The organism is Novosphingobium sp. RL4, assembly GCF_035658495.1.
Lineage (GTDB): Bacteria > Pseudomonadota > Alphaproteobacteria > Sphingomonadales > Sphingomonadaceae > Novosphingobium.
The window spans coordinates 3,437,737-3,457,623 of record NZ_CP141944.1; the positions used below are offsets into that span (position 1 = coordinate 3,437,737).

Consider the following 19,887-nt stretch of genomic DNA (forward strand, 5'->3'; position numbering starts at 1 on the left):
TCGCCGCCGCTGCCCCTTCAACGAGACCGTTGTCTCGTGAATTTCTGAACGAGAGGTTAATCCTATATCAGTTTTCCTATATTTCCTATATTTTCTGCCGCAACCGGAGCACGGCGCAGCCGGGAAAGGCGTCAACCGGCAAACTTTTCCGGCCTGATGTTGCGCCCTACATAATCCATTAACCACGAGCGGTGCGCGGCAACCGCGCTTCCGGCCATCTCGATTCGGTGAGTCGCGCTGGTCGTGCCGACCTGGGCATTGAGCAGCTTGCGCGCACGCTCGGGATCGAGGCCGCCCTTGAGGAAACGAACCGCGTCGCCCAGCCCCAGGTGGTGGCCGAGATAGGCCGACTGTGCGAGTTCCACGACGCTGCCGCCGATGCGCACGCCCGAGCCGCGCAGGGCATCCAGGTTGGCCCGCGCATAGTCCGCCGTCGTCTCGATCGCGGCCTGCGGATCGTAACGCAGCGCCAGCAGCGCGCCGCGACTTTCGCCGCGCACATGGCCCCGCTCGTTGAGCCAGCCGTTCTGCTGCGCCATGGCGTGGAGCCAGGTCCCTTCGCGTTCGGCCTGCCCCTCCCAGGTACCATTCAGGAATTGCCCGAGACCGGCCGCGCTGGAGCGGGGATTGCGGGAATAGGGCAACCAGCGCCCGTCCGCGCCCTTGGCCGCTTCGGCGTTGACGATCGTGGCGAGCGCCGCCGCCGGTATGCCGGTGCGCGATGCCGCCGCCCCGAGAATACCGGAATATCGGGCGTTCGGTCCGCCCTGCATCGCCAGCGGGCCGCCGCCGTCGGAACCCGCATCCGCGCCGTCCCCGCCGCCATCGCGGCGCGGGCCGCGCTCCCCGTCCTGCCAGTCTTCGGAAGCGCCGGAACAGGAAGGCTGCCGCTCCGCAGCAGGCACGGCCACAGGCTGCGTCGCCGCTTTCGTGCGTTCGTCCAGCAGGGCCAGAAGCCCGTCGAGACCCAATGGATCGGAGCGCTTGTCGACCAGGCCGGCGGCCTTCTCGTCGTCGCCGCCGCCCAGCGCCGCACGCCAGAGCCGGCCGGACAGTTCGCTGCGGGCCTGGGTATAGATCACTTGCGCCTTCTGCGCGGGCGTAAGCCCCTGAAGCGCCGCGCCCTGAAGCGCCATACCTTCGATCATGCCGGACGCCCGCGCCGCCGGGCCTTGATGAACGAAATCGCGGAGAAATCGTCGATCCCGGCCTGTTCGGCATTGGCGATCACGCGCTCGGCATCCTGACGATAGCCGTCCGCCGCCGTCTCGATGGCGCGGAACGTGCCATAGGCATCCACCGCCATGTCGCGCAATTGTTCGAGCCGGGCCTTCAGTTCGGCCTGCCTGACGGAAAGCTGCCGCCGCTCGCCGCGCATGCGCTGGAGATAGGCGTGCGAACAGACGCCAAGGTCACCCGCCGCCAGATCGGCCTCGCGCCGCATCGACACCGAGACCCGCTCGCGCGCCTGTTCGACTTCGCCGAGCGCGCCGGCCTGGGTGCTGATCGCCCTGCTCATCTCGTCGATCTCGCGCTGCTGCACGCGCAGCGCGGCGTCGTAAGGGGTCTTCATGCGATTTCTTCCTCGGGCGCGTCTTCGGAGGCTTCACCGGGCGGGACCATGAGCGATGCCAGCATCTCGAAGCTCTCCTGCGCGAAGCCCCGCTCTCCCTTGCCCTGCTTGAGCAGTTCCTCGATCATCGGGGCAACCGCGACGGCGCGGTCCACCTCGGCGCTCGATCCGGCGCGGTAAGCGCCCAGCCGGACCATTTCCTCCATGTCGTTGTACGTCGCCATTTCGCGCCGCGCGGCAAGGCGGATGCGATTTTCCTCATCGCCCAGCGCGTGCGGCAAGGTGCGCGAGACCGACTTGAGCACGTCGATCGCCGGATAGCGACCGCGCTCCGCGATCTTGCGGGTAATGACGATATGCCCGTCGAGAATGCCGCGAACGGCATCGGCGACCGGCTCGTTATGATCGTCGCCGTCTACCAGCACAGTGAACAGGCCGGTGATCGCGCCCTGCCCCGGCAGTCCGGGCCCGGCGCGCTCCAGCAGGCGCGGCAGTTCGGCGAAGACGGTAGGCGTATAGCCCTTGGTGGCGGGCGGCTCGCCGCTGGCCAGGCCGATCTCGCGCTGCGCCATGGCGAAGCGGGTGACCGAGTCCATCAGGCACAGCACGTTGAGCCCCTGATCGCGGAAATGCTCGGCCACGGTCAGCGTGGTCCACGCAGCCTGGCGGCGCATCAGCGCAGGCTCGTCCGAAGTGGCGACGACGACGACGCTGCGGGCAAGGCCTTCCTCGCCGAGATCGTCCTGCACGAATTCCTGGACCTCGCGGCCGCGCTCGCCGATCAGGCCGATCACCGCGACATCGCATTCCGTCCAGCGCGCCAGCATCGAGAGCAGCACCGACTTGCCGACGCCGGAACCGGCGAAAAGTCCGAGGCGCTGGCCCCGGCACAGCGGCGCGAACAGATCGAGCGCGCGAACGCCGGTGGAAAGGCGCGAGCCCACGCGCGCGCGCGCGGAGGCGGGGGGCGGCGAGGCCTTGATCTTGCGCAGCATCGCCCCTTGTTCCAGCGGCCCCTTGCCGTCGATCGGCCGGCCGAGCCCGTCCACCATGCGGCCGAGCCACTGGCTGGAGGGACGCAGGGCGAACTGGCTGGCGGAAAGGTCCGCGCGGGAACCGGACGCGATGCCCTGCGGCTCGCTGAAAGGCATGCAATGGGCGATCCCGCGGTCGAGCCCGGTCACTTCCGCCTCGACCGTGCCGGTGGGCGAATTCAGAGTGACGCGCGAACCGATCTGGGCGGCGCCGGAAAGCCCCTCCACCTCGATCAGCGCCCCGCGCACGGCAACCACGCGGCCATAGCGCTGGTCAGGCGTGAGCAGGCGCAAACCGGCGGCGGCGGCGGCAAGACTGGCCATGGGGCGGGTCCTGCGCCGGTCAGGCGGCGGAAACGGAAACGGGCTCGGCGGCGGCCTGCGCCGTCGATTCGAGCCGCGCCAGGGCGTCGGTCTCGTAGCCGATCAGCCAACGGCAGTCGGCCAGCGCCGCATAGAACTGCCCGGTCGCCACTTTCTGCGCGAAACGGATGCACACCGCTTTCGCCTCGTGCGACTGCAAGGCGTCCATCAGCGTCTCCAGCCGCTCCAGCAGCGCCTGCTGGTGGCGCGGCAGGTCGGCCTGGTCGATATAGGCCATCATGCAGGCGAAGTAGAGCTGGCGCGCCGGGGTGTCTGCCTCCTCGGGCTTCATCACGTCGCGCCCGCGCAGGATCGTCGCCCCGTTCTCGACCATGAGATCGGTACGGCCAACCGCGCGCAGAACCGCACCGTTGACGATAACCGGCTCGCCATTGCGAAGCGAAATGCGAAGAGTCATGCCGAAAGCCCCCGTGACATCTTTCTCCGTTATAGGATGACCTGCGACAGTACGGCGGCAGTCGGCACAATTTTTCACGCCATCACGCACGGTTGCCCCTCCGTTTCTTCCTACAATGGCACTGTTCGGTGGCCGGTCCAATGCGTTGACCTCCCGGCCGACACGCACAGGAGAATGACATGAGCCTTTATTCCGCTCTCTATGCAGGCGTATCGGGCCTCGGCGCGCAGGCGAGCGCGATGGCGACCGTTGCGGACAATATCACCAACGTGAACACCATCGGCTACAAGGGCGTCTCGGCACAGTTCCAGACCCTCGTCACCGACGGCAACATCAAGAGCAGCTATTCGGCGGGCGGCGTCACCGCGGCCCCCAAGGCTCTCATTTCCAAGCAGGGCCTGCTCCAGGCTTCGAGCAGCCTCACCGACATCGGCATCGACGGCGCCGGCTTCTTCGTCGTGCGTTCGAGCGCCGACGCCAGCGGCGCCATCGCCTATACCCGCGCCGGTTCGTTCACGCCGGACTCGGACGGCTACCTGCGCAACACCGCAGGCTACTACCTGATGGGCTGGCCGCTCGATTCCGACGGCAACTACGTCAACAACGGCGGCACCGGCGCGATGGAGGCAATCCGTCCCGGCGCGCTGACCGGCGCGGCGCAGGCCACCACCAAGATCCAGCTGCGCGCCAACCTGCAGTCGACCGCGGAACCGATCACCGGCACCTATGTCGCCGGTTCGATGACCTCGGGCGCGCTTTCGCCGCAGTTCTCGCGCTCGGTCGAAGTCTTCGACGCGCAGGGCACCTCGCACACCCTGACGTTCAACTTCGTCAAGACCGCCGCCAACGAATGGGCCGCCGAAATCTCGGGCGATCCGTCCGAGATCTCCACCATCGGCGGCGCCGCCGTCACTGACGGCCTGCTGGCCAGCGGCACGGTGAAGTTCAACGCCGACGGCAGCCTCGACCTTGCCGGTTCGGACGCCTCGCTGTTCTCCAACCTCGATATCGGCTGGACCAACGGCGCGGGTTCGAGCCCGATCCGCCTCAACCTCGGCTCGGATGACGGGCTTGACGGCCTGACCCAGTTCGGCAGCGATTCCGCCCTGCTCTCGTCCAGCGTGGACGGCGGCATGCTGGGCACGGTGGCCTCGGTGAACATCTCGGACACCGGCATCGTCAGCGCCGTCTTCGATGACGGCACCACGCGCGCGATCTACCAGCTTCCGATCGCCACCTTCCAGAACCCGGACGGCCTGACCCGCGTCAGCGGCAATGCCTACGTCGCCTCGCAGCAGTCGGGCAACGTGGCCATCAACGAGCCCGGCGCATTCGGCGGCGGCAACATCTCCTCGGGCGTGCTCGAAGCTTCCAACGTCGACCTGGCGCAGGAATTCTCGAACATGATCCTGTTCCAGCGCGCCTACAGCGCCTCGTCGAAGATCATCACCACGGTCGACGACATGCTCCAGGAAGTCAGCAACCTGAAGCGCTGACCGGGCGCGCCGGGTTCCGGCGCCCCATAATCCCAGAACGACGACTTGATAGGAAACCGAGCCAGTGTCCCTGAATGAAATCCTCAATTCCGCCATGTCCGGTCTTGCGGCCTCTCAGGCGGGGATGCGCTCGGTTTCGAACAACGTCGCCAACGTCGGCACGGCCGGTTATGCCCGCGAGGCGGTTTCGCTCAGCACCGGCGTGGCCGGCGGCCGTGTCAGCGGCGTCATCATCGGCGAGCCTTCGCGCGTGGCGGACAAGTTCCTGGAGAACGCGGTCTACCAGCGCGCGGGCAATGCCGGTCGCACCGAAGCGGTGTCCGGCTATCTCGACCGCCTGCAGGCGCTGCTCGGCTCCTCCGATTCCTCGTCCGGACTTTCCGCCCGCCTCAGCGCCATCACGTCCTCGGTGAACGAGATCGCCGGCCTCCAGGGCTCGGCGCAATCGGTCGCGCTGTTCACCGGCAATGTCGCCGACACGATCGACACCCTCAACCAGTTGCAGGACGATGTCTCGAACCTGCGCGGCGATGTCGAGACCGAAGTCGGCTACACCGTCGACCGCGTGAACGTGCTGCTCCAGAGCATTCACGACCTCAACAACGAAGTCGCCAGCCTTCAGGGCCTGGGGCGCAGCACCGCGGGTCCGGCGGACCAGCGCATGTCGGCGCTGGAAGAACTCAGCGGGCTGATGAACGTCACCGTGCGCGAGCAGTCGGACGGACGCGTCACCATCGATACCGCATCCGGCCAGGTGCTGCTCGACAAGCGGCTGCGCCAGCTCAGCTATCCGTCCGGCGCAGGCGCGTCGCAGGCGACTTACCCCGCGATCGACATCCGCTTCGCCTCCGACAACGGCACCATGGGCGCCTCCACCGGCGAAAAGATCGATTCCACCGCGATCGGCGGCAAGCTGGGCGGCCTCATCGACATGCGCGACCGCGCGCTTCCCAATTTCTCCGAACAGCTCGGACAGCTGTTCTCCGGCCTCGCCGAAACGCTGAACAAGGCCTCGAACGAAGGCACGACGATGCCGCCGCCGCAGACGCTGACCGGCGAGAAAAACGGCCTGATCGGCAGCGACCGGCTCGGCTTCACCGGCAAGGCGACCTTCGCGGTTGTCGCCAAGGACGGCACGCTCGTTTCCAAGACGACGATCGATTTCGACGCGCTCGGCCCCACTGCCACCGTCGATGACGCGGTTGCCGCCATCAACGCCCAGCTTTCGCCCGATGCCACCGCCAGCTTCGTGAACGGCGTCCTTTCGTTCAGCGCCACATCGAGCGCCAACGGCGTGGCGGTGGCGCAGGATGCCGACACCCCCAGCGACCGTGCGGGCGTGGGATTCTCCCAGTTCTTCGGGCTCAACAACCTGGTCCGCTCGGACAGCAGCGCACTGGCGCCTTCGGGCTTCACCGAAAGCGATCCCCACGGCTTCGGCACCGGCGAAACCGCGCAGATCGTGCTGCGCGACCCGACCGGCAAGATCCTCGCCAACTATACCATGACCGGATCGGTCGGCTCGACGTTCGGCGACCTCGTCACCGAACTCAATGCCAGCCCGCTCGCGGCATTCGGCAGCTTCGCGCTCGACGACAAGGGCCGCATGGCCTTCACGCCGACCGCCAGCGCTTCGGGCTCGACGATCTCGATCCCCTCGGATTCGACCAACCGCAACGGCACCGGCCTGTCCTTCTCGGCGCTGTCCGGGCTGACCGGCGCGGCCAGCGGCCTCAACAAGGCCGAAGTCAGCCCCGGCGTCCTGTCCGACACCACCAAGCTGCCGCTGGCGCGCCTGCAACTCGATGCGGCCGTTGGCGAAAAGGCGATCGGTTCGGGCGATATCCGCGGCGCCACCGCGTTCGTCGACGCGCTTTCCGGCCTTGTCGATTTCGGCAAGAACGGCACTGCGACGATCGACACTTTCGCCAATCGCCTGCTGGGCAGCGCGGGCTCCGAAGCCTCGCTGGCCAAGACCGCCGCAACCGATGCCTCCGCGCGCCTGAGCGACGCGCTCGACCGCCGCGACAGCTACTCCGGCGTCAACGTCGATGAGGAACTGGCGCAGATGGTCATCCTCCAGAACAGCTATTCTGCTGCGGCGCGCGTGATGACCACCGCCTCGGAAATGTACGATACCCTGATCGGTATGCTGAGATAAGGACCTCCAGATGACCCGCGTTGCGACCATCCCCCTGCAGAGAACGCTTTCGGGCGCGATCCAGCGCTCGCAGGCGAGCCTTGCAAACAGCCAGCTCCAGCTCGCATCGACCAAGAAGGCCACCGACTACGCCGGCCTCGGCCTCGACGCGGTGCGCACGCTCTCGGCGCGCTCGATGCTGGCGCAGCAACAGTCCTACAAGAACATCTCCAGCCGCGTGACCACCACGCTGCAGATGTACGATGCCAACCTCAACCAGATCGACAGCTCGCTTTCCGACCTTCAGGAACAGCTGATGACGGCGATCGGCACCGGCGATTCCCCCGGCATCCAGTCGATGATCGAAGGCGCCTTCAACGACGTGCGCACCGCGCTCAACGCCAAGGAGGCAGGCGTGCCCCTGTTCGCCGGGTCGCAGACCTCGGACGAGCCCTTCGCGCCCAAGACGCTGAACGACACCATCGGCCTCGACGCGGCCGACGCCTTCACCAACGACCAGGTCCGCCAGTCCAGCCGCATGGGTGACGGCGTGGACGTGGAATACGGCATCGTCGCCAGCGACGTAGGCACCGGCCTGATCCCCGCCTTCCGCACGCTCGCCGAAGCAGGGCCTTATGGCGACAAGCTCACCGATGCGCAGAAAGTGGCGATCCAGCAGGCGATCGACCAGCTCGACACCGGGCTTGTCAGCGTGCGCGCGGTGAATGCCGAGAACGGCCGCAAGCAGAACCAGGTGGAAACCCTCAACGACCGCGCCGTCGACCGCGCCAACCTCCTGACCGAAGTGATCGGCTCGGTGGAAGACGCCGACCTCGGCCAGGTGGCGATCGACATCACCCAGCGCCAGACGATCCTGGAAGCGAGCTACTCGGTCTTCGCGCAGCTCTCCAGCATGTCCCTGGCGAAATTCCTGACCTGATCGGGCAGGAACGCGGACAGCAAAAAGGGCGCCGGGATTTCGATCCCGGCGCCCTTTTTCGTTTGCCCGTCCTGCGCGATCAACGTCACGCGGAAAGACCGGCGCGCCCTATCCCTTGGTCGCGCTTCCCGGCGCGCGTTCGAGCAGGTCGGCGAACTCGCCTGCCGGACTGGCCGAAGGCATGGCGGCCATGGCCCGCGCGAGGTTCGGCCCGGTTGCCTCCTCCGGGCGCCCTGTCAGCATCTCGAAGACCGGCGCGGCGGGCAGGCCCCGGAACGCCGCCGCATAGCGTGCATGAAGCCCGGCAAGCCCTTCCTCGCGGCCGAGCATGGCCAGCGAGATCGCATGACGCAGCACCACCGCCTGGCCCACTGTGTCCAGCGCCCGGCCGCTTGGCAGGGAGCCCGCCGAAGCCTCGGCATAACGGGCCCAGTCCCGCTGCTTCCAGAGGATCTCGGCACGCAGGGTATCGGCGGAAGGCACGTCCTGAAGCACCGCCATGGCCTCGTCGATGCGGCCGATCTGGCTGAGCGCCGCAGCCTCCACGCGCTTGCGGGCGGCGATCATGGCATCCGGCAGCGAAGGATCCTCGGACTTGCGCAGGGTATCGAGCGCACGGTCGGGCCGTCCGGCAAGGATGAACAGCGTCGCCACGCGGGCCGAGAGCGGGCCGCGCGCCAGATCGCCGGCACGGACGAAGAGCTGGTAGGACAGCAGGTCCGCCGCGCGCTCGTAAAGCCCTGCCTGCTGGAGCCGCTCGGCCAGGTGGCTGGCCATGAGGTCGCCCTCGGCCCCGCCCGGCGCGATGTCGCGATAGTCCCAGTAAAGCCCGGCCGCCTTGTCGAGCGGGAGCTTGCGCGCAGGGTCCAGCGCGGTCGCCAGCTTGGCGCGCAGGCCGGGAAGGAAGTCCGCGCCCTGCTGCCCTGCATCATGATAGCGGAACAGGGCCGAACCCGCCGCCAGCGCCCCGGTAAGGTCTCCGCGCGCATCGTAGAGCTTGTAGGTGAGCCGCAGCGCCCGCTCCTCGATGGCATCGCCGCGCCAGGCGTAGCGGATCGCATCGAGCCGCTTGAGCGCCGCCTCGGGGCCGACGGTGTGGTGCGCCACTTCGGCTTCCACCTCGCTCAGCCGCGCATCCATGCGCTGCTCCATCGTGCCCGATTTCTCGACACGGGCGAAGCGCAGCCGCGCCTCGTCGGCATGGCCCTGCGCCAGTTCGGCACGGCCACGGTAGAGGTTCGCCGCCGGATCGCGATCCGGCAGCGGGGCGAGCCACTGCATCGCCTTGGCCGGTGCCCCGCCCTCGACAGCGGCACGGGCGGCGGCAAGCACGAAAGCCTTGGGCCGGGGCGTGGTCAGCGCGCCCCGCGCGCAGTCGAGCTGCCCCAGCGCCTGATCGGCCAGCGCGCTCTGCGCCAGCGCCCTCAGGCGCCAGGCGCAGGCTTCGGGATTGGTGCCGAGCCCCGCCGCGCCGAGCGAGGCGAGCGCATCGGGATAACGGCCGAGCAGGGTCAGCGCCGCCCCTTGCGCCAGCCGGTAGGTATCGACCATCTCCAGGTCGGGATCGTCCTGCCGCATGACTTCCAGCACGCCGAACGCCTCTGCCCCGCGCTCCTGCCCGATCAGGCTTCGGGCATAGTTCCAGCGCGCCTGCTGCCGCTCGGGCTGCGGCGCGCGGGAGAGGCGCATCCACGCATCGTCTTGCGAAATCCTGCCCCAGGCGGCGGGACCGACGATGGCGGGCTGCTGCGCGAGGTCGGCGGCGAAGCCCGGCAGACGCGGCGGGCGCGGCAGTGCCGGCCGCGCGGGCTCGGGCACGCGCATGGGTGCGGCCGTGGCGCTGGTAACGGGCGCGTTCACGGTGGGCGCGGCCACGAGCGCCGCGCCCGGGATGAGCGCGGCAGACGCCAGCAGGCGAGTAAGAATCACATCAAGGCTCCGGGAAACATGACCGACATCGTGAACAGGGCCCCGCCCAGCAGGCAGCCGAGCAGGAACAGCAGGGCCGCGCCGGCCGCCCAGAGCAGCCCGCCGCCCTCGCGCGGCCTGGCCGCCGTGCCGCTGTCTACTCCGGCAAGCTGGACATTGTCCGTCCGACGGCGCGCAGGCGAGGCGCCCGGCGCGTTCGCAGCCGCAGGATTGCGCTCCGGAACGCCGGAAGAGAACACCCTGACCTTGGCCGGACGCTGATCGCTGCTCATCTGGACCTGACTCCTGAGGTTTCATCCTATTATAGAAGGACAAACCGCAAGGCGGTCCGCGCGCGCCGGACCCGATCTGGAGTTGCCGAATGCCCCGTCCCGCCTCCTGCCGCAGTGCAACGACCCTCGCGGCACTGCTTGCGGTGACGCTCGGCCTTGCCGCCTCCGCTCATGCAGAGGACAAGAAGGCCGATCCTCTCCCCCCACCGGACCCCTCGTTTCTTCCGATGGACGACATCGACGCCCCGATCATCGACAGCGGCCGCATCGACGGCGTGCTGCACGTCTCGATCGTGGTGAAGACCAAATCGGCGGAAAGCGCCGCCGAACTGGCGAAGCGAATGCCGGAACTGCGTGCGGCCTCGCTGGCGGCGGCGATCGAATTCGCGCGGCTCCATGCCTCGCCGTTCACGCCCGTCAACGTCGCGCGGCTCTCGGCGATGATGTCCCCCCCGATCAAGCGGCTCGACGCGGGGATCGAGAAGGTCCTGATCGTGAAGGTTTCAGCCACCGAATCCTGAAGCCCGCCCCCGGCCGCACCGCCTGACCCACAAACGAAAGCCCCCGCCCGGTCAGACCGGACGGGGGCTTTCGTGTTTCGGAGCGGCTTTCGAAAAAGGGAGGAGCCGTCCTACTGTGCGGCTGGTCCCGCCCCTTGCGGCTTCCCGCCCGAAGCAAGCGCCTGCGGACGCGGCTTTCCGCGCATCGGCGCGGCGGCGGCGGCCGGTGCCTTGATGACCTTGCGCCCCGCCATCGCCATGGAAAGCTCCACGGCCGCGCTGGGGGTCATGTAAGCCATGATCTGCGCGGTGGCGCGTTCGCGCATGCGCTTTGCCACCTGCGTCTGGACCTCGATGTCCAGCTTCTCGAGGATCGGCGCGGCGCGCTGGGGCTTCATCGTCTGGTAGATGCGCGCCAGATTGTCGTAAGGCACATCGGGCTCGGCCGCGCCGTTACGCCCGGCGGGTTGCTGCCCGGCCTGCGCGGCCTGGTTCTGCTGCATCTGGCCGGCAAGGCGCGTCTCGCCCGCCTTGACCGCCTGCTCCCGCATTTCGAGCTTGCGGCGTTCGGCCGCCAGCACGCGGTCGCGCTGCGAGGTCGCGTCCTGAAGCGAGGCGCCGAGACGCCCGGAATCGCCCTTCCCCGCATCGGCCGGCGGCGCGGCAAGGGCGATGGCATTGGCCACCGCCGCCGCCCCGGCGACCGCGAAGATCAGCCGCGATGGCTGGGTGAGCGAGCGAAGAGGCGACAGCGCGCCTCCAAGCCGGGCGGAAAGCGTCATGCAACCGCGCTTTCACGCGAAGCGCGCGCCGTGGCGATGTCGCGGACCACGCCGGTGGTGTCGCCGCGAACCGCATCGTTGGCGGCCGCTGCGACCTTGCGGCGCGAACGCGTGCGGGCCGGAGCGGGCGCCGCGATCTTCTCGGCCTCGAGGATGCCGGCAACGACCTTCTCGGCATCGGTCTTGACGGTGCGACCGGCGGCCTTGGCGCGGCTGGCCGGCTTGGCGGCGGTCTTGGCGGCCGTGCGCGGCTTGGCGGGCGCACGCTTCTTCGGCGCCTTTTCCTCGACCCTGGGGGTCTGCGCGGCGGCATCCATGATACGGTCGGCCACGGCATTGCCGATACCCACCATCAGCGAGAGTTCGTCGCGAATTTCCTCGGCGGCGGCGATGGCGCTGGCCTGGGCCTTGCCGTCGGTCGCCAGCACGCGCTTGAGATCGCCCAGCACGATGCGGGCCTGGTTGGTCGCACGGTCGATCTGGGTCACGCTGTCGGCAAGCTGGGTATCGCGCATGATCCGCAGGCGGCGGCTCATGCGGGCGCTCTGCACCAGCACGGAGACGCAGAGCAGGATCAGCGCGACGTTGATCACGGTGGTGAAGGTCATTTCGGATACCCCTTGGAAATGTCGGTGGCCATGCGGATGGCGATATTGCTCGAACGCTGGCCGATGTGAGCGCGGCCCAGCGGCACGCCGCCGCAATGGACCTGGAGCGCGTCGTTCGGGCTGTGGCTGAGGGCGATCGTCTGCCCCACCTTGAGGTTCATCACGTCGCGCAGGCTCATCAGCTTTTCGCCCAGCACGACATCGACGGTGACTTCGGTATTATAGAGCTCGCTGGCCATATGCGTGGCCCACATGCGATCGCGGCCGAGTTTTTCGCCCATGAAGCGCTGGAGCAGCTTGTTGCGGACCGGCTCGATCGTGGCATAGGGCAGCAGGACCGAGAACTTGCCCCCGCGCCCTTCCATGTCGACACGGAAAGTGGCGACAGCGGCAATGTTGCTGGGTCCGGCGATGGCGGCGAAGCGCGGGCTCGATTCCATGCGCTCGACCACCATGTTCACCTGCTCGATCGCCTCGAACGCCTGCGACAGGTCGTCAAGCGCGAGCTGCACCATCTTCGAGACCAGCATGGTCTCGATGGTGGTGAAGGCGCGGCCTTCCACCCGCATCGGGCGCGTACCCTTGCGCCCGCCCAGCAGGGCATCGACGACCGCGTAGATCAGGCCGGAATCGACCGTGACGACGCCGTAGTTCTCCCACTCCGTCACCTGGAACACGCCGAACATGGCGGGCAGCGGCACGTGGTTCATGAACTCGCCGAAGCGGGTGGAGGTGATTTCCTCCAGGCTGACGTCGATCGCATCCGAGGTGAGGTTGCGCATGCTGGTGGCGAAAGCGCGCACCATGCGTTCGCAGACCACTTCCAGCATCGGCAGCCGTTCATGGCTGATGACGTTGGATTCGATCACCGCCTTCAGCCCGCTCTTGGGCTGGACCGGCGCGTCACCGTCGAACCCGAACAGGGCGTCGATGCCGGCCTGATCGAAAGTATCGTCGTTGATCGCGCCCATCTTGGGCGGATCGGGCAGGATGAAGTCGTCGAAATCGTCCATCATTGCTGAACGAGGTCCTGGATCAGCACGTCCTTGACCATGCCGGCGCCAAGCGCCTGGGTCGAACGCGTCATCATCTCTTCCTTGATGCGGAACACCGCGGCGGAACCGTTGAGATCGTCAGGCCGCAGTTCGCGCAGGAACGGTTGCAGCGCATCGAGCACGACCGGCAGCTTTTCCTTGACCTTGTCGGCCTTGCCCTCGGCGGCGACGATGATGAAGCGCAGCTTGAGGAAGCGCGCCTGGCTGTCTCCGCCGCGCAGGTTCACGATCATCGGCGGCACTTCGATATAGGATGAAGCACCGCCTTCACCCGCCGGCGCCTCTGCGGCGGCCTCATGTTCGGCGCCGTCGTCGCCGCCGCGCATGAACCACCAGGCCCCGCCGCCACCGGCCAGCAGGGCCAGGACCGCGGCTCCGCCGATCACCAGCATTTTCCGCCCGGGCTTCCTGGGCTCCGGCACATCGACCGGCGTCACGTCGATCACGTCGTCGCTGGACACTTTCATCCCCTTGGCTGTCGGGATGCGCCCCCTCACCGAAATGGTGTCCGCGCATCCGCTTTCGCGATTTCGCCTCTATTATAGGAAAGCCGCGCGGCAAAATCTGCCTAGCGCCGAATATCGAGAACTTTTTCGCAAGGTGCTGGAATGGACGTATCCTCCTTCGTTCTGCTGAGCCACGAGCAGGCCTTGCGCCGGCAGCTCGACATCACCGCCAACAACATGGCGAACACCAATACCGTGGGCTACAAGCGTGAGCAGGCGCTGTTCCACGAATATGTCGAGACCGTGAAGGATGCGCCCGTCCAGGATGCGCGCAAGACTTCTTTCGTGCTCGACTTCGGCGCCGTGCACGACACCGCGCAAGGCGCGTTCCAGTCTACCGGCAACCCGCTCGACGTGATGATCGACGGGCCGGGCTACCTCAACGTGGAAACGCCCGAAGGCGGCGTCGCCTATACGCGGGCAGGCTTCGTGAAGATCCTGAGCACCGGTGAACTGGCCAGTTCCGGCGGCCAGCGCCTGCTGGACCAGAACGGCCAGCCGATCACCATCCCGGCCGACCAGATGAACCAGGTGTCGATCACCGAGGACGGTTCGGTCATGGCCGCGGGCGCCCAGGTCGGCCGTCTCGCCGTCACCAGCTTCGCCGACGAGAACATGCTGGAACCGCGCGGCGACGGGATGCTTACCGGCACCGGCGGCCGCTTCCTCGCCGCCGCGCAGACCAAGCTCAAGACCGGCGGGGTCGAGGCATCCAACGTCGAGCCGATCAAGGAGACCACCAACATGGTTGAGATCCTCCGCTCGTACCAGACCAGCCAGCGCCTCTCCGCCGACCTCAACGACATGCGCAAGCGCGCGATCGACCGGCTCAGCCGCGTAAGCTGACCCCCGCACAGTCCCACCTCATTTTCACGAAGGAGCCATCATGCGTTCGCTCTCCATCGCTTCGACCGGCATGCTCGCGCAGCAGACCAACGTCGATGTCATCTCGAACAACATCGCCAACATGAACACCACCGCGTTCAAGCGCCAGCGCGCGGAATTCCAGGACCTGCTCTACCAGCAGGTCTCGCGCCCCGGCGCGGCGACCAGCGCCGACGGCACGCGGGTTCCCTCGGGCATCCAGATCGGCGCCGGCGTGAAGACCGGCGGCGTGTACCGCATCACCGAGCAGGGTGCCCTCACCAACACCGGCAACAGCTACGACCTGGCGATCGACGGCCCGGGCTACTTCCAGGTCATGATGCCCTCGGGCGACCTGTCCTATACCCGCGCCGGCTCGTTCCAGCTTTCGGACCAGGGCGAACTCGTCACCACCGACGGCTACCGCGTCCAGCCCGATATCACGATCCCGCAGGGTGCGCTGGGCGTCACCGTCTCCAAGTCGGGCGAAGTGCAGGTGAAGATCGCCGGGCAGACCGAACTGCAGACCGTGGGCCAGCTCGAACTGGCGACCTTCATCAACGAGGCCGGCCTCGAAGCCATCGGCTCCAACCTCTACCTCGAAACCAGCGCTTCTGGCCAGCCGACCGTCTCGACGCCGGGCCAGCCCGCTTTCGGTACCCTGAGCCAGGGCTTCGTCGAAGCCTCGAACGTCAACCCGGTCTCGGAAATCACCTCGCTGATCACCGCGCAGCGCGCCTACGAGATGAACAGCCGCGTGCTCAAGACCGCCGACGAGATGCTCCAGACCTCCACGCAGATAAGCTGAGACCATGCTCACCGCTCTCCTCCTCGCCCCCGCGCTGGCCAGTGCCCCGGCGCTTCCGGCCGGCGAACCCGCGCCGGTTCTCGCCCGCACCGTAGAGCGCGGCGAAGTGCTCTCGAAGGCGGACTTCGTCACCGCGCCGGTACTGCCGGCGGTGGCCCGCAACGCGCTGAGCCCGGCCGAAGCGGCGGGGCAGGAAGCGGTGCGCCGTCTCAACGCCGGAGCGCCCGTGCGCGCCACCGATCTCACCGCCCCGCACCTCGTGCGGCGCGGCGAGGCGGTGACGATCTCGCTCATTTCCGGCGGCCTCAAGATCACCTCGGCGGGCCGCGCGCTCAGCGACGGCGCCAAGGGCGAACAGGTGCGCGTGCTCAACCTCGCCACCAACCGCACGCTGGATGCCGTGGCCGAAGGCAGCGGCGATGTCCGCATGTCGGTCCAATAAGCGGCGCAGCGGCACCCAACCCCGCGCCCAAGGAGGCAAGCTCATGAAATCGCGTTTCACGCCGTTCGTTTCCGCGCTGCTCGCCGCCAGCCTGCTGTCAGGCTGCGGTTCGATCGGACGGCTCAAGAACGTCGGCAAGGCGCCGAAGATGTCGGAAGCGGAAAGCCCGGTCGCCCCGCGCCTCCAGCCCTCGCTCGGCAATCACTCCGTCGATGACCGGGCGCTGGCGGGCGGCGATGCCCCGCAGGCGGACGCGGCGCGCGGCGCCTCGTTGTTCCGCACCGGTGGCGGCGCCTTCTTCCGCGACCAGCGCGCCTCCCGCGTGGGTGACATCGTGACGATCCGCATCAACATCGCGGACAACGCCCAGGTCGCCAATTCGACCACCCGCACCCGCAACGGCAGCGAGACCGGCGGGATTGCCGCGCTGCTGGGGCTCGAAAGCCAGATTCCCAAGATCCTGCCCGGCAGCCCCGATCCGGGGAACCTCGTCAGCACGGACTCGAAGTCCAGCGCCACCGGCATCGGCAACACCACCCGGAGCGAACAGATCAACATGACGGTCGCCGCCACCGTCGTCGGCGTGCTGCCCAACGGCAATCTCCAGATTCGCGGCAAGCAGGAAGTGCGCGTCAATTACGAACTGCGCGAACTCGTCGTCACCGGCGTGATCCGGCCCGAGGACATCGCGCGCGACAATTCGATCAAGCACTCCCAGATCGCCGAGGCCCGCATCAGCTACGGCGGACGCGGCCAGCTTACCGATGCACAGCAGGCACGCTGGGGCCAACAGATCTACGACGCGCTCTTCCCGTTCTGAGCGCAGTCCATTGCGAAAATACATGGCCTCTCCGGCGTTGGCCGGAGGGGTTTTCGCACATCTGCAATAACGCTTTCAAACCGACCCTATATTCACTGTAAACTCCGAAAATATTTTCGGCACATCGTCCGCAGTTGTTTTCGAACTTCCTAGAATGAAATCGCAGCCGGAAGATTTCCTGCTGCACGCATGGCAGCGTGATCTGCCGTCTGGCCGCAGAACCGGCCTGTAATTCTAGAAGGAAATGATACAATGGCGTTTTCGGTTAACACCAATGCTGGCGCAATGGCGGCTCTGCAGAGCCTCAACTCGACCAACCGCGGCATGGAAACCACGCAGAGCCGCATCAACACCGGCCTGAACGTTGCTTCGACCAAGGATGACTCGGCGAAGTACACCGTGGCCCAGACCCTTCGCGGCGACCTCGGCAAGCTGAGCGCGGTTACCTCCTCGCTCAACAACGCCAAGAGCGTCACGGACGTTGCGGTTGCCGGTGCAGAGCAGATCTCCGACCTGCTCAACGAGATGAAGTCGAAGACCCTCGAGGCTTCGGACACTGGTCTCGACGTCGAAAGCCGTACCGCGATCTCGAAGGACCTGGTTTCGCTGAAGAACCAGATCGGCACGATCATCGACGGTTCGGACTTCAACGGCACCAACCTGCTGAAGGGCACTGCCGCAGCCACCGACGGCAACGTCAGCGCTCTCCAGTCGATCGCTTCGGGTGCAGCTACCCTGACGGTTGCGAACCAGGGCTTCACCACCAAGGCCGACACGGCCTTCGGTGCGTCCGGTACCGACACCGACATCACTGCCCTGAACGATGCCGACTCGGCAACCGGCGCTGCCGCAGCCACCGCCCTTTCGACCAAGCTCGACACTTTCTTCGACGAAGTTAAGGACAGCCTGAGCGATCTGGGTGCAGCTTCGCGCCAGCTCGAAGGTCAGCAGACCTTCAACAGCAAGCTGACCGACGTGGTCACGACCGGCGTGGGCAACCTCGTCGACGCCGACCTCGCCAAGGAATCGGCGACCCTTCAGGCCCTTCAGGTCCAGCAGCAGCTGGGCGTGCAGGCTCTGTCGATCGCCAACCAGGCGCCGCAGACGATCCTGTCGCTCTTCCGTTAATCGGAGGATCGATGGTCTCCCGGTTCGCCGGGAGGCCAATCGTCAGGAAGGCCGGGATGGTTCACCATCCCGGCCTTCTGTCGTTTCGGGGAGCATGAACCGGGGTGAGGTCGAAAGCGCAGGAGCCAGAATTCCTGAGATCGGCAAACACCATGGACAGGCAGCCAGGCGGACCCTGGAGATAGCCCGGAACCCGCAGTTTTCCGGGAATCCGGGACCAGCGATTCACCCGCCGAACTATAATGATAATGGCGCGCCCATGGCGGGACCGACCCCCCAAGCAGGAACTGGAATACAAATGCTTGATTTTCTGAACAATTGGCGGTTGCCCAAGAAGTTGTGGGCGGCCTTTTCGATCATCAACATCATCATTGCCGTGGTCGGCATCAACGGGTTCTTCGCAACCCGTGAACTCAATTCCATCGCGCAGCAGCATGTCGAGCGCGGTCTTGCAGGCATGTCCCGCCTCGCCGATCTCATCAGCGACGTGAAGGAACTGCGGATCGTCGTCTACAGCTACTACAACGCCAATTCCGCCGAGGACGCCGCCAAGCTGCGCGACCGCCTCAAGGAAGGCGAGGACAAGCTGATCGGCTCGGTGAACGCTTATGCCGAAGTGGCCGGAGACGATTTCAAGGCCGACGTCGACCAGATGCGCGAACGCGCCGTGGCGCTCAACAAGATCAACGACCATATCTTCGAAACGCGCACCAAGGGTGATTTCGACGGTGCGATGGGCCTCATCAAGAACGAGGGCAAAGTCGCCTCGCACGACATGATCGCCCAGACCGAAGGCCTGATCGAGAAGTCGCGCCAGCGGTCCAAGATTGCCGCCGAGGCAGGCGCGCACACCGCGGACGTGGCGATCTACCTTTCGGCCACTCTTGCCATTGTCGGCATGGGCCTGATCGTGTTCATCTGGCTGCTCATCAACCGCACCGTCGCCGCGCCGATGAGCCGTATCGCGGATGTCACCACGACGCTGGCGGAAGGCGGGCGCGCCGATGTTCCCTATCGCGAGCGCCATGACGAGATCGGCGAGATCGCCGGCGCCGTCGAGCAGTTCCGCGCCGCCGCCGAGGCCCGCGCCGAGATCGACGCCAAGGCCGCCCGCGAACAGGAAGTCGTCACCTCCACCCTGCGCGGCAGCCTCCAGGCGATCAGCGAGGGCGACCTCACCCAGACCATCTCCGCCGAGTTCCCCCCCGCTTACGGCGAACTCAAGAGCAACTTCAACTCCGCCCTCGGTGCCCTGCGCGACCTCATCGGCGCCGTCGCCGAAAGCGCCGTCGCCATCCGCACCGGCTCGAGCGAGATCGCCCAGGCATCCGAAGATCTCGCCCGCCGCACCGAGAGCAACGCCGCCAGCCTCGAAGAGACTTCGGCCGCGATCACCCAGATGGACGAGCGCCTGCGCGCCACCGCCGCCGCCGCCGGACGCACCGTGCAGCGCGCCGACGGGGCGATGACCGTGGTCGGTTCCGGCCGCGACATCGCCGACGAGGCGGTGCAGGCCATGGGCCGCGTCAGCGAAAGCGCCAAGGGCATCGATTCGGTGATCGAGGGGCTCGACAAGATCGCCTTCCAGACCCGCGTCCTTGCCATGAACGCCGCTGTAGAAGCGGGCCGCGCAGGCGATGCCGGTCGCGGTTTCGCGGTCGTGGCCGATCTCGTCTCGGCGCTCGCCATGCGCTCGGAAGAGGAAGCCAAGCGCGCCCGCGAACAGCTCACCGCGACCCAGACCGACATCGGCACCGCCGTGGAAGCGGTCCAGCGCGTGGACGGTGCCCTGCAGAACATCTCGGGCGATGTCACCGAAGTGCACTCGCTGCTGAGCAACATCGCCAGCGACAACCAGGCCCAGTCCTCGACGATCACCCAGATCAGCGCCACGATCGGCACGATGGACCAGGCCACCCAGCAGAACGCCGCGATGGTCGAGGAGACCTCCGCGGCGGCGCGCAACCTCAACAGCGAGGTCACCTCGCTGTCGGACCGCGCCGCGATGTTCCGCATCGGCAACGAACCGCAGGGCCTGCGCCCGGCGCTCCGCCCCGTGCCTGTCAGCAGCTCGGCCAACATCCCGGCCAGCGCGCCGATCCAGACGATGGCCTCGCGAAAGCCGCTGAAAGCGCTCGCCACCGCCGATGACTGGATGGACTTCTAAAAAGCCTGCCTGAAAACCGGAAAGCCGCCCCCGAAAGGGGCG

The 19,887-nt window shown here is 67.1% G+C and carries 20 protein-coding genes; 10 read left to right on the forward strand and 10 right to left on the reverse strand.

Annotation, left to right across the window (positions count from 1 at the left end; all coding sequences use genetic code 11):
• Nucleotides 1-131 precede the first annotated feature (131 nt).
• From U9J33_RS16495 to U9J33_RS16510, 4 genes are read right to left on the reverse strand one after another with little or no spacing between them, the layout of a single operon-like run.
• Nucleotides 132-1,148 (reverse strand): peptidoglycan-binding protein, encoded by a 1,017-nt coding sequence (locus U9J33_RS16495; protein ID WP_324696789.1) that lies wholly within the window; start codon nucleotides 1,146-1,148, stop codon nucleotides 132-134.
• Nucleotides 1,145-1,573, reverse strand: a complete 429-nt coding sequence (locus U9J33_RS16500; protein WP_054437911.1) for a hypothetical protein — start codon at nucleotides 1,571-1,573, stop codon at nucleotides 1,145-1,147. Before U9J33_RS16500 ends, U9J33_RS16495 begins: the two co-directional genes overlap by 4 nt.
• Nucleotides 1,570-2,931, reverse strand: coding sequence for a flagellar protein export ATPase FliI (gene fliI, locus U9J33_RS16505; protein WP_324696791.1), 1,362 nt, complete (start codon nucleotides 2,929-2,931; stop codon nucleotides 1,570-1,572). The genes U9J33_RS16500 and fliI overlap by 4 nt, the downstream gene beginning before the upstream one ends.
• A 19-nt stretch (nucleotides 2,932-2,950) precedes the next feature.
• A complete protein-coding gene (locus U9J33_RS16510; protein WP_132469134.1) occupies nucleotides 2,951-3,388 on the reverse strand; it encodes a flagellar biosynthesis repressor FlbT in 438 nt (145 codons plus the stop codon).
• 179 nt (nucleotides 3,389-3,567) lie between these two features.
• Here U9J33_RS16510 and flgE point away from each other — a divergent pair, with 179 nt between their 5' ends.
• From flgE to U9J33_RS16525, 3 genes are all read left to right on the forward strand, one after another.
• On the forward strand, nucleotides 3,568-4,884 hold the full coding sequence (flgE, locus tag U9J33_RS16515; RefSeq protein WP_132469135.1) for a flagellar hook protein FlgE: 1,317 nt from the start codon (nucleotides 3,568-3,570) through the stop codon (nucleotides 4,882-4,884).
• Between the two features lie 64 nt (nucleotides 4,885-4,948).
• Nucleotides 4,949-7,045 (forward strand): flagellar hook-associated protein FlgK, encoded by a 2,097-nt coding sequence (gene flgK / locus U9J33_RS16520; RefSeq protein ID WP_324696794.1) that lies wholly within the window; start codon nucleotides 4,949-4,951, stop codon nucleotides 7,043-7,045.
• Nucleotides 7,046-7,055: 10 nt separating this feature from the next.
• Nucleotides 7,056-7,964, forward strand: a complete 909-nt coding sequence (locus U9J33_RS16525; protein WP_185998681.1) for a flagellin — start codon at nucleotides 7,056-7,058, stop codon at nucleotides 7,962-7,964.
• Nucleotides 7,965-8,072: 108 nt separating this feature from the next.
• Here the strand turns inward: U9J33_RS16525 and U9J33_RS16530 are convergent, their stop codons facing one another.
• Together U9J33_RS16530 and U9J33_RS16535 are read right to left on the reverse strand one after the other, a co-directional pair.
• A complete protein-coding gene (locus U9J33_RS16530) occupies nucleotides 8,073-9,893 on the reverse strand; it encodes a hypothetical protein (protein WP_324696797.1) in 1,821 nt (606 codons plus the stop codon).
• Nucleotides 9,890-10,165 carry a hypothetical protein gene (locus U9J33_RS16535; RefSeq protein WP_054437921.1) on the reverse strand — a complete coding sequence of 92 codons (276 nt, stop codon included), beginning with the start codon at nucleotides 10,163-10,165 and terminating at the stop codon, nucleotides 9,890-9,892. Before U9J33_RS16535 ends, U9J33_RS16530 begins: the two co-directional genes overlap by 4 nt.
• Before the next feature lie 89 nt (nucleotides 10,166-10,254).
• Here U9J33_RS16535 and U9J33_RS16540 point away from each other — a divergent pair, with 89 nt between their 5' ends.
• Nucleotides 10,255-10,686: a hypothetical protein gene (locus U9J33_RS16540; protein WP_324696799.1), complete on the forward strand. Its 432-nt coding sequence runs from the start codon at nucleotides 10,255-10,257 to the stop codon at nucleotides 10,684-10,686.
• A 110-nt stretch (nucleotides 10,687-10,796) separates the two neighbouring features.
• Here U9J33_RS16540 and U9J33_RS16545 read toward each other — a convergent pair whose 3' ends face one another.
• From U9J33_RS16545 to U9J33_RS16560, 4 genes are read right to left on the reverse strand one after another with little or no spacing between them, the layout of a single operon-like run.
• Nucleotides 10,797-11,447, reverse strand: coding sequence for a MotE family protein (locus U9J33_RS16545; protein ID WP_292637052.1), 651 nt, complete (start codon nucleotides 11,445-11,447; stop codon nucleotides 10,797-10,799).
• Nucleotides 11,444-12,055 carry a DUF6468 domain-containing protein gene (locus tag U9J33_RS16550; protein ID WP_054437923.1) on the reverse strand — a complete coding sequence of 204 codons (612 nt, stop codon included), beginning with the start codon at nucleotides 12,053-12,055 and terminating at the stop codon, nucleotides 11,444-11,446. The genes U9J33_RS16545 and U9J33_RS16550 overlap by 4 nt, the downstream gene beginning before the upstream one ends.
• On the reverse strand, nucleotides 12,052-13,071 hold the full coding sequence (gene fliM, locus U9J33_RS16555) for a flagellar motor switch protein FliM (protein ID WP_054437926.1): 1,020 nt from the start codon (nucleotides 13,069-13,071) through the stop codon (nucleotides 12,052-12,054). The genes U9J33_RS16550 and fliM overlap by 4 nt, the downstream gene beginning before the upstream one ends.
• A complete protein-coding gene (locus tag U9J33_RS16560; protein WP_132469137.1) occupies nucleotides 13,068-13,577 on the reverse strand; it encodes a flagellar basal body-associated FliL family protein in 510 nt (169 codons plus the stop codon). The genes fliM and U9J33_RS16560 overlap by 4 nt, the downstream gene beginning before the upstream one ends.
• Nucleotides 13,578-13,718: 141 nt before the next feature.
• Between U9J33_RS16560 and U9J33_RS16565 the strand changes: the two genes are divergently transcribed.
• From U9J33_RS16565 to U9J33_RS16590, 6 genes are all read left to right on the forward strand, one after another.
• A complete protein-coding gene (locus tag U9J33_RS16565; protein ID WP_054437928.1) occupies nucleotides 13,719-14,462 on the forward strand; it encodes a flagellar hook-basal body complex protein in 744 nt (247 codons plus the stop codon).
• A gap of 40 nt (nucleotides 14,463-14,502) precedes the next feature.
• A complete protein-coding gene (flgG, locus tag U9J33_RS16570) occupies nucleotides 14,503-15,288 on the forward strand; it encodes a flagellar basal-body rod protein FlgG (RefSeq protein ID WP_054437930.1) in 786 nt (261 codons plus the stop codon).
• Between the two features lie 4 nt (nucleotides 15,289-15,292).
• Nucleotides 15,293-15,730, forward strand: coding sequence for a flagellar basal body P-ring formation chaperone FlgA (flgA, locus tag U9J33_RS16575; RefSeq protein WP_054437932.1), 438 nt, complete (start codon nucleotides 15,293-15,295; stop codon nucleotides 15,728-15,730).
• A gap of 43 nt (nucleotides 15,731-15,773) precedes the next feature.
• Nucleotides 15,774-16,550 (forward strand): flagellar basal body L-ring protein FlgH, encoded by a 777-nt coding sequence (gene flgH / locus U9J33_RS16580; protein ID WP_054437934.1) that lies wholly within the window; start codon nucleotides 15,774-15,776, stop codon nucleotides 16,548-16,550.
• A 252-nt stretch (nucleotides 16,551-16,802) separates the two neighbouring features.
• Nucleotides 16,803-17,678: a flagellin gene (locus tag U9J33_RS16585; RefSeq protein WP_054437935.1), complete on the forward strand. Its 876-nt coding sequence runs from the start codon at nucleotides 16,803-16,805 to the stop codon at nucleotides 17,676-17,678.
• A 298-nt stretch (nucleotides 17,679-17,976) separates the two neighbouring features.
• The gene (locus U9J33_RS16590; RefSeq protein ID WP_324696805.1) at nucleotides 17,977-19,845 is read left to right on the forward strand and encodes a methyl-accepting chemotaxis protein; all 1,869 of its coding nucleotides are present in this window, start codon (nucleotides 17,977-17,979) and stop codon (nucleotides 19,843-19,845) included.
• Nucleotides 19,846-19,887 lie beyond the last annotated feature (42 nt).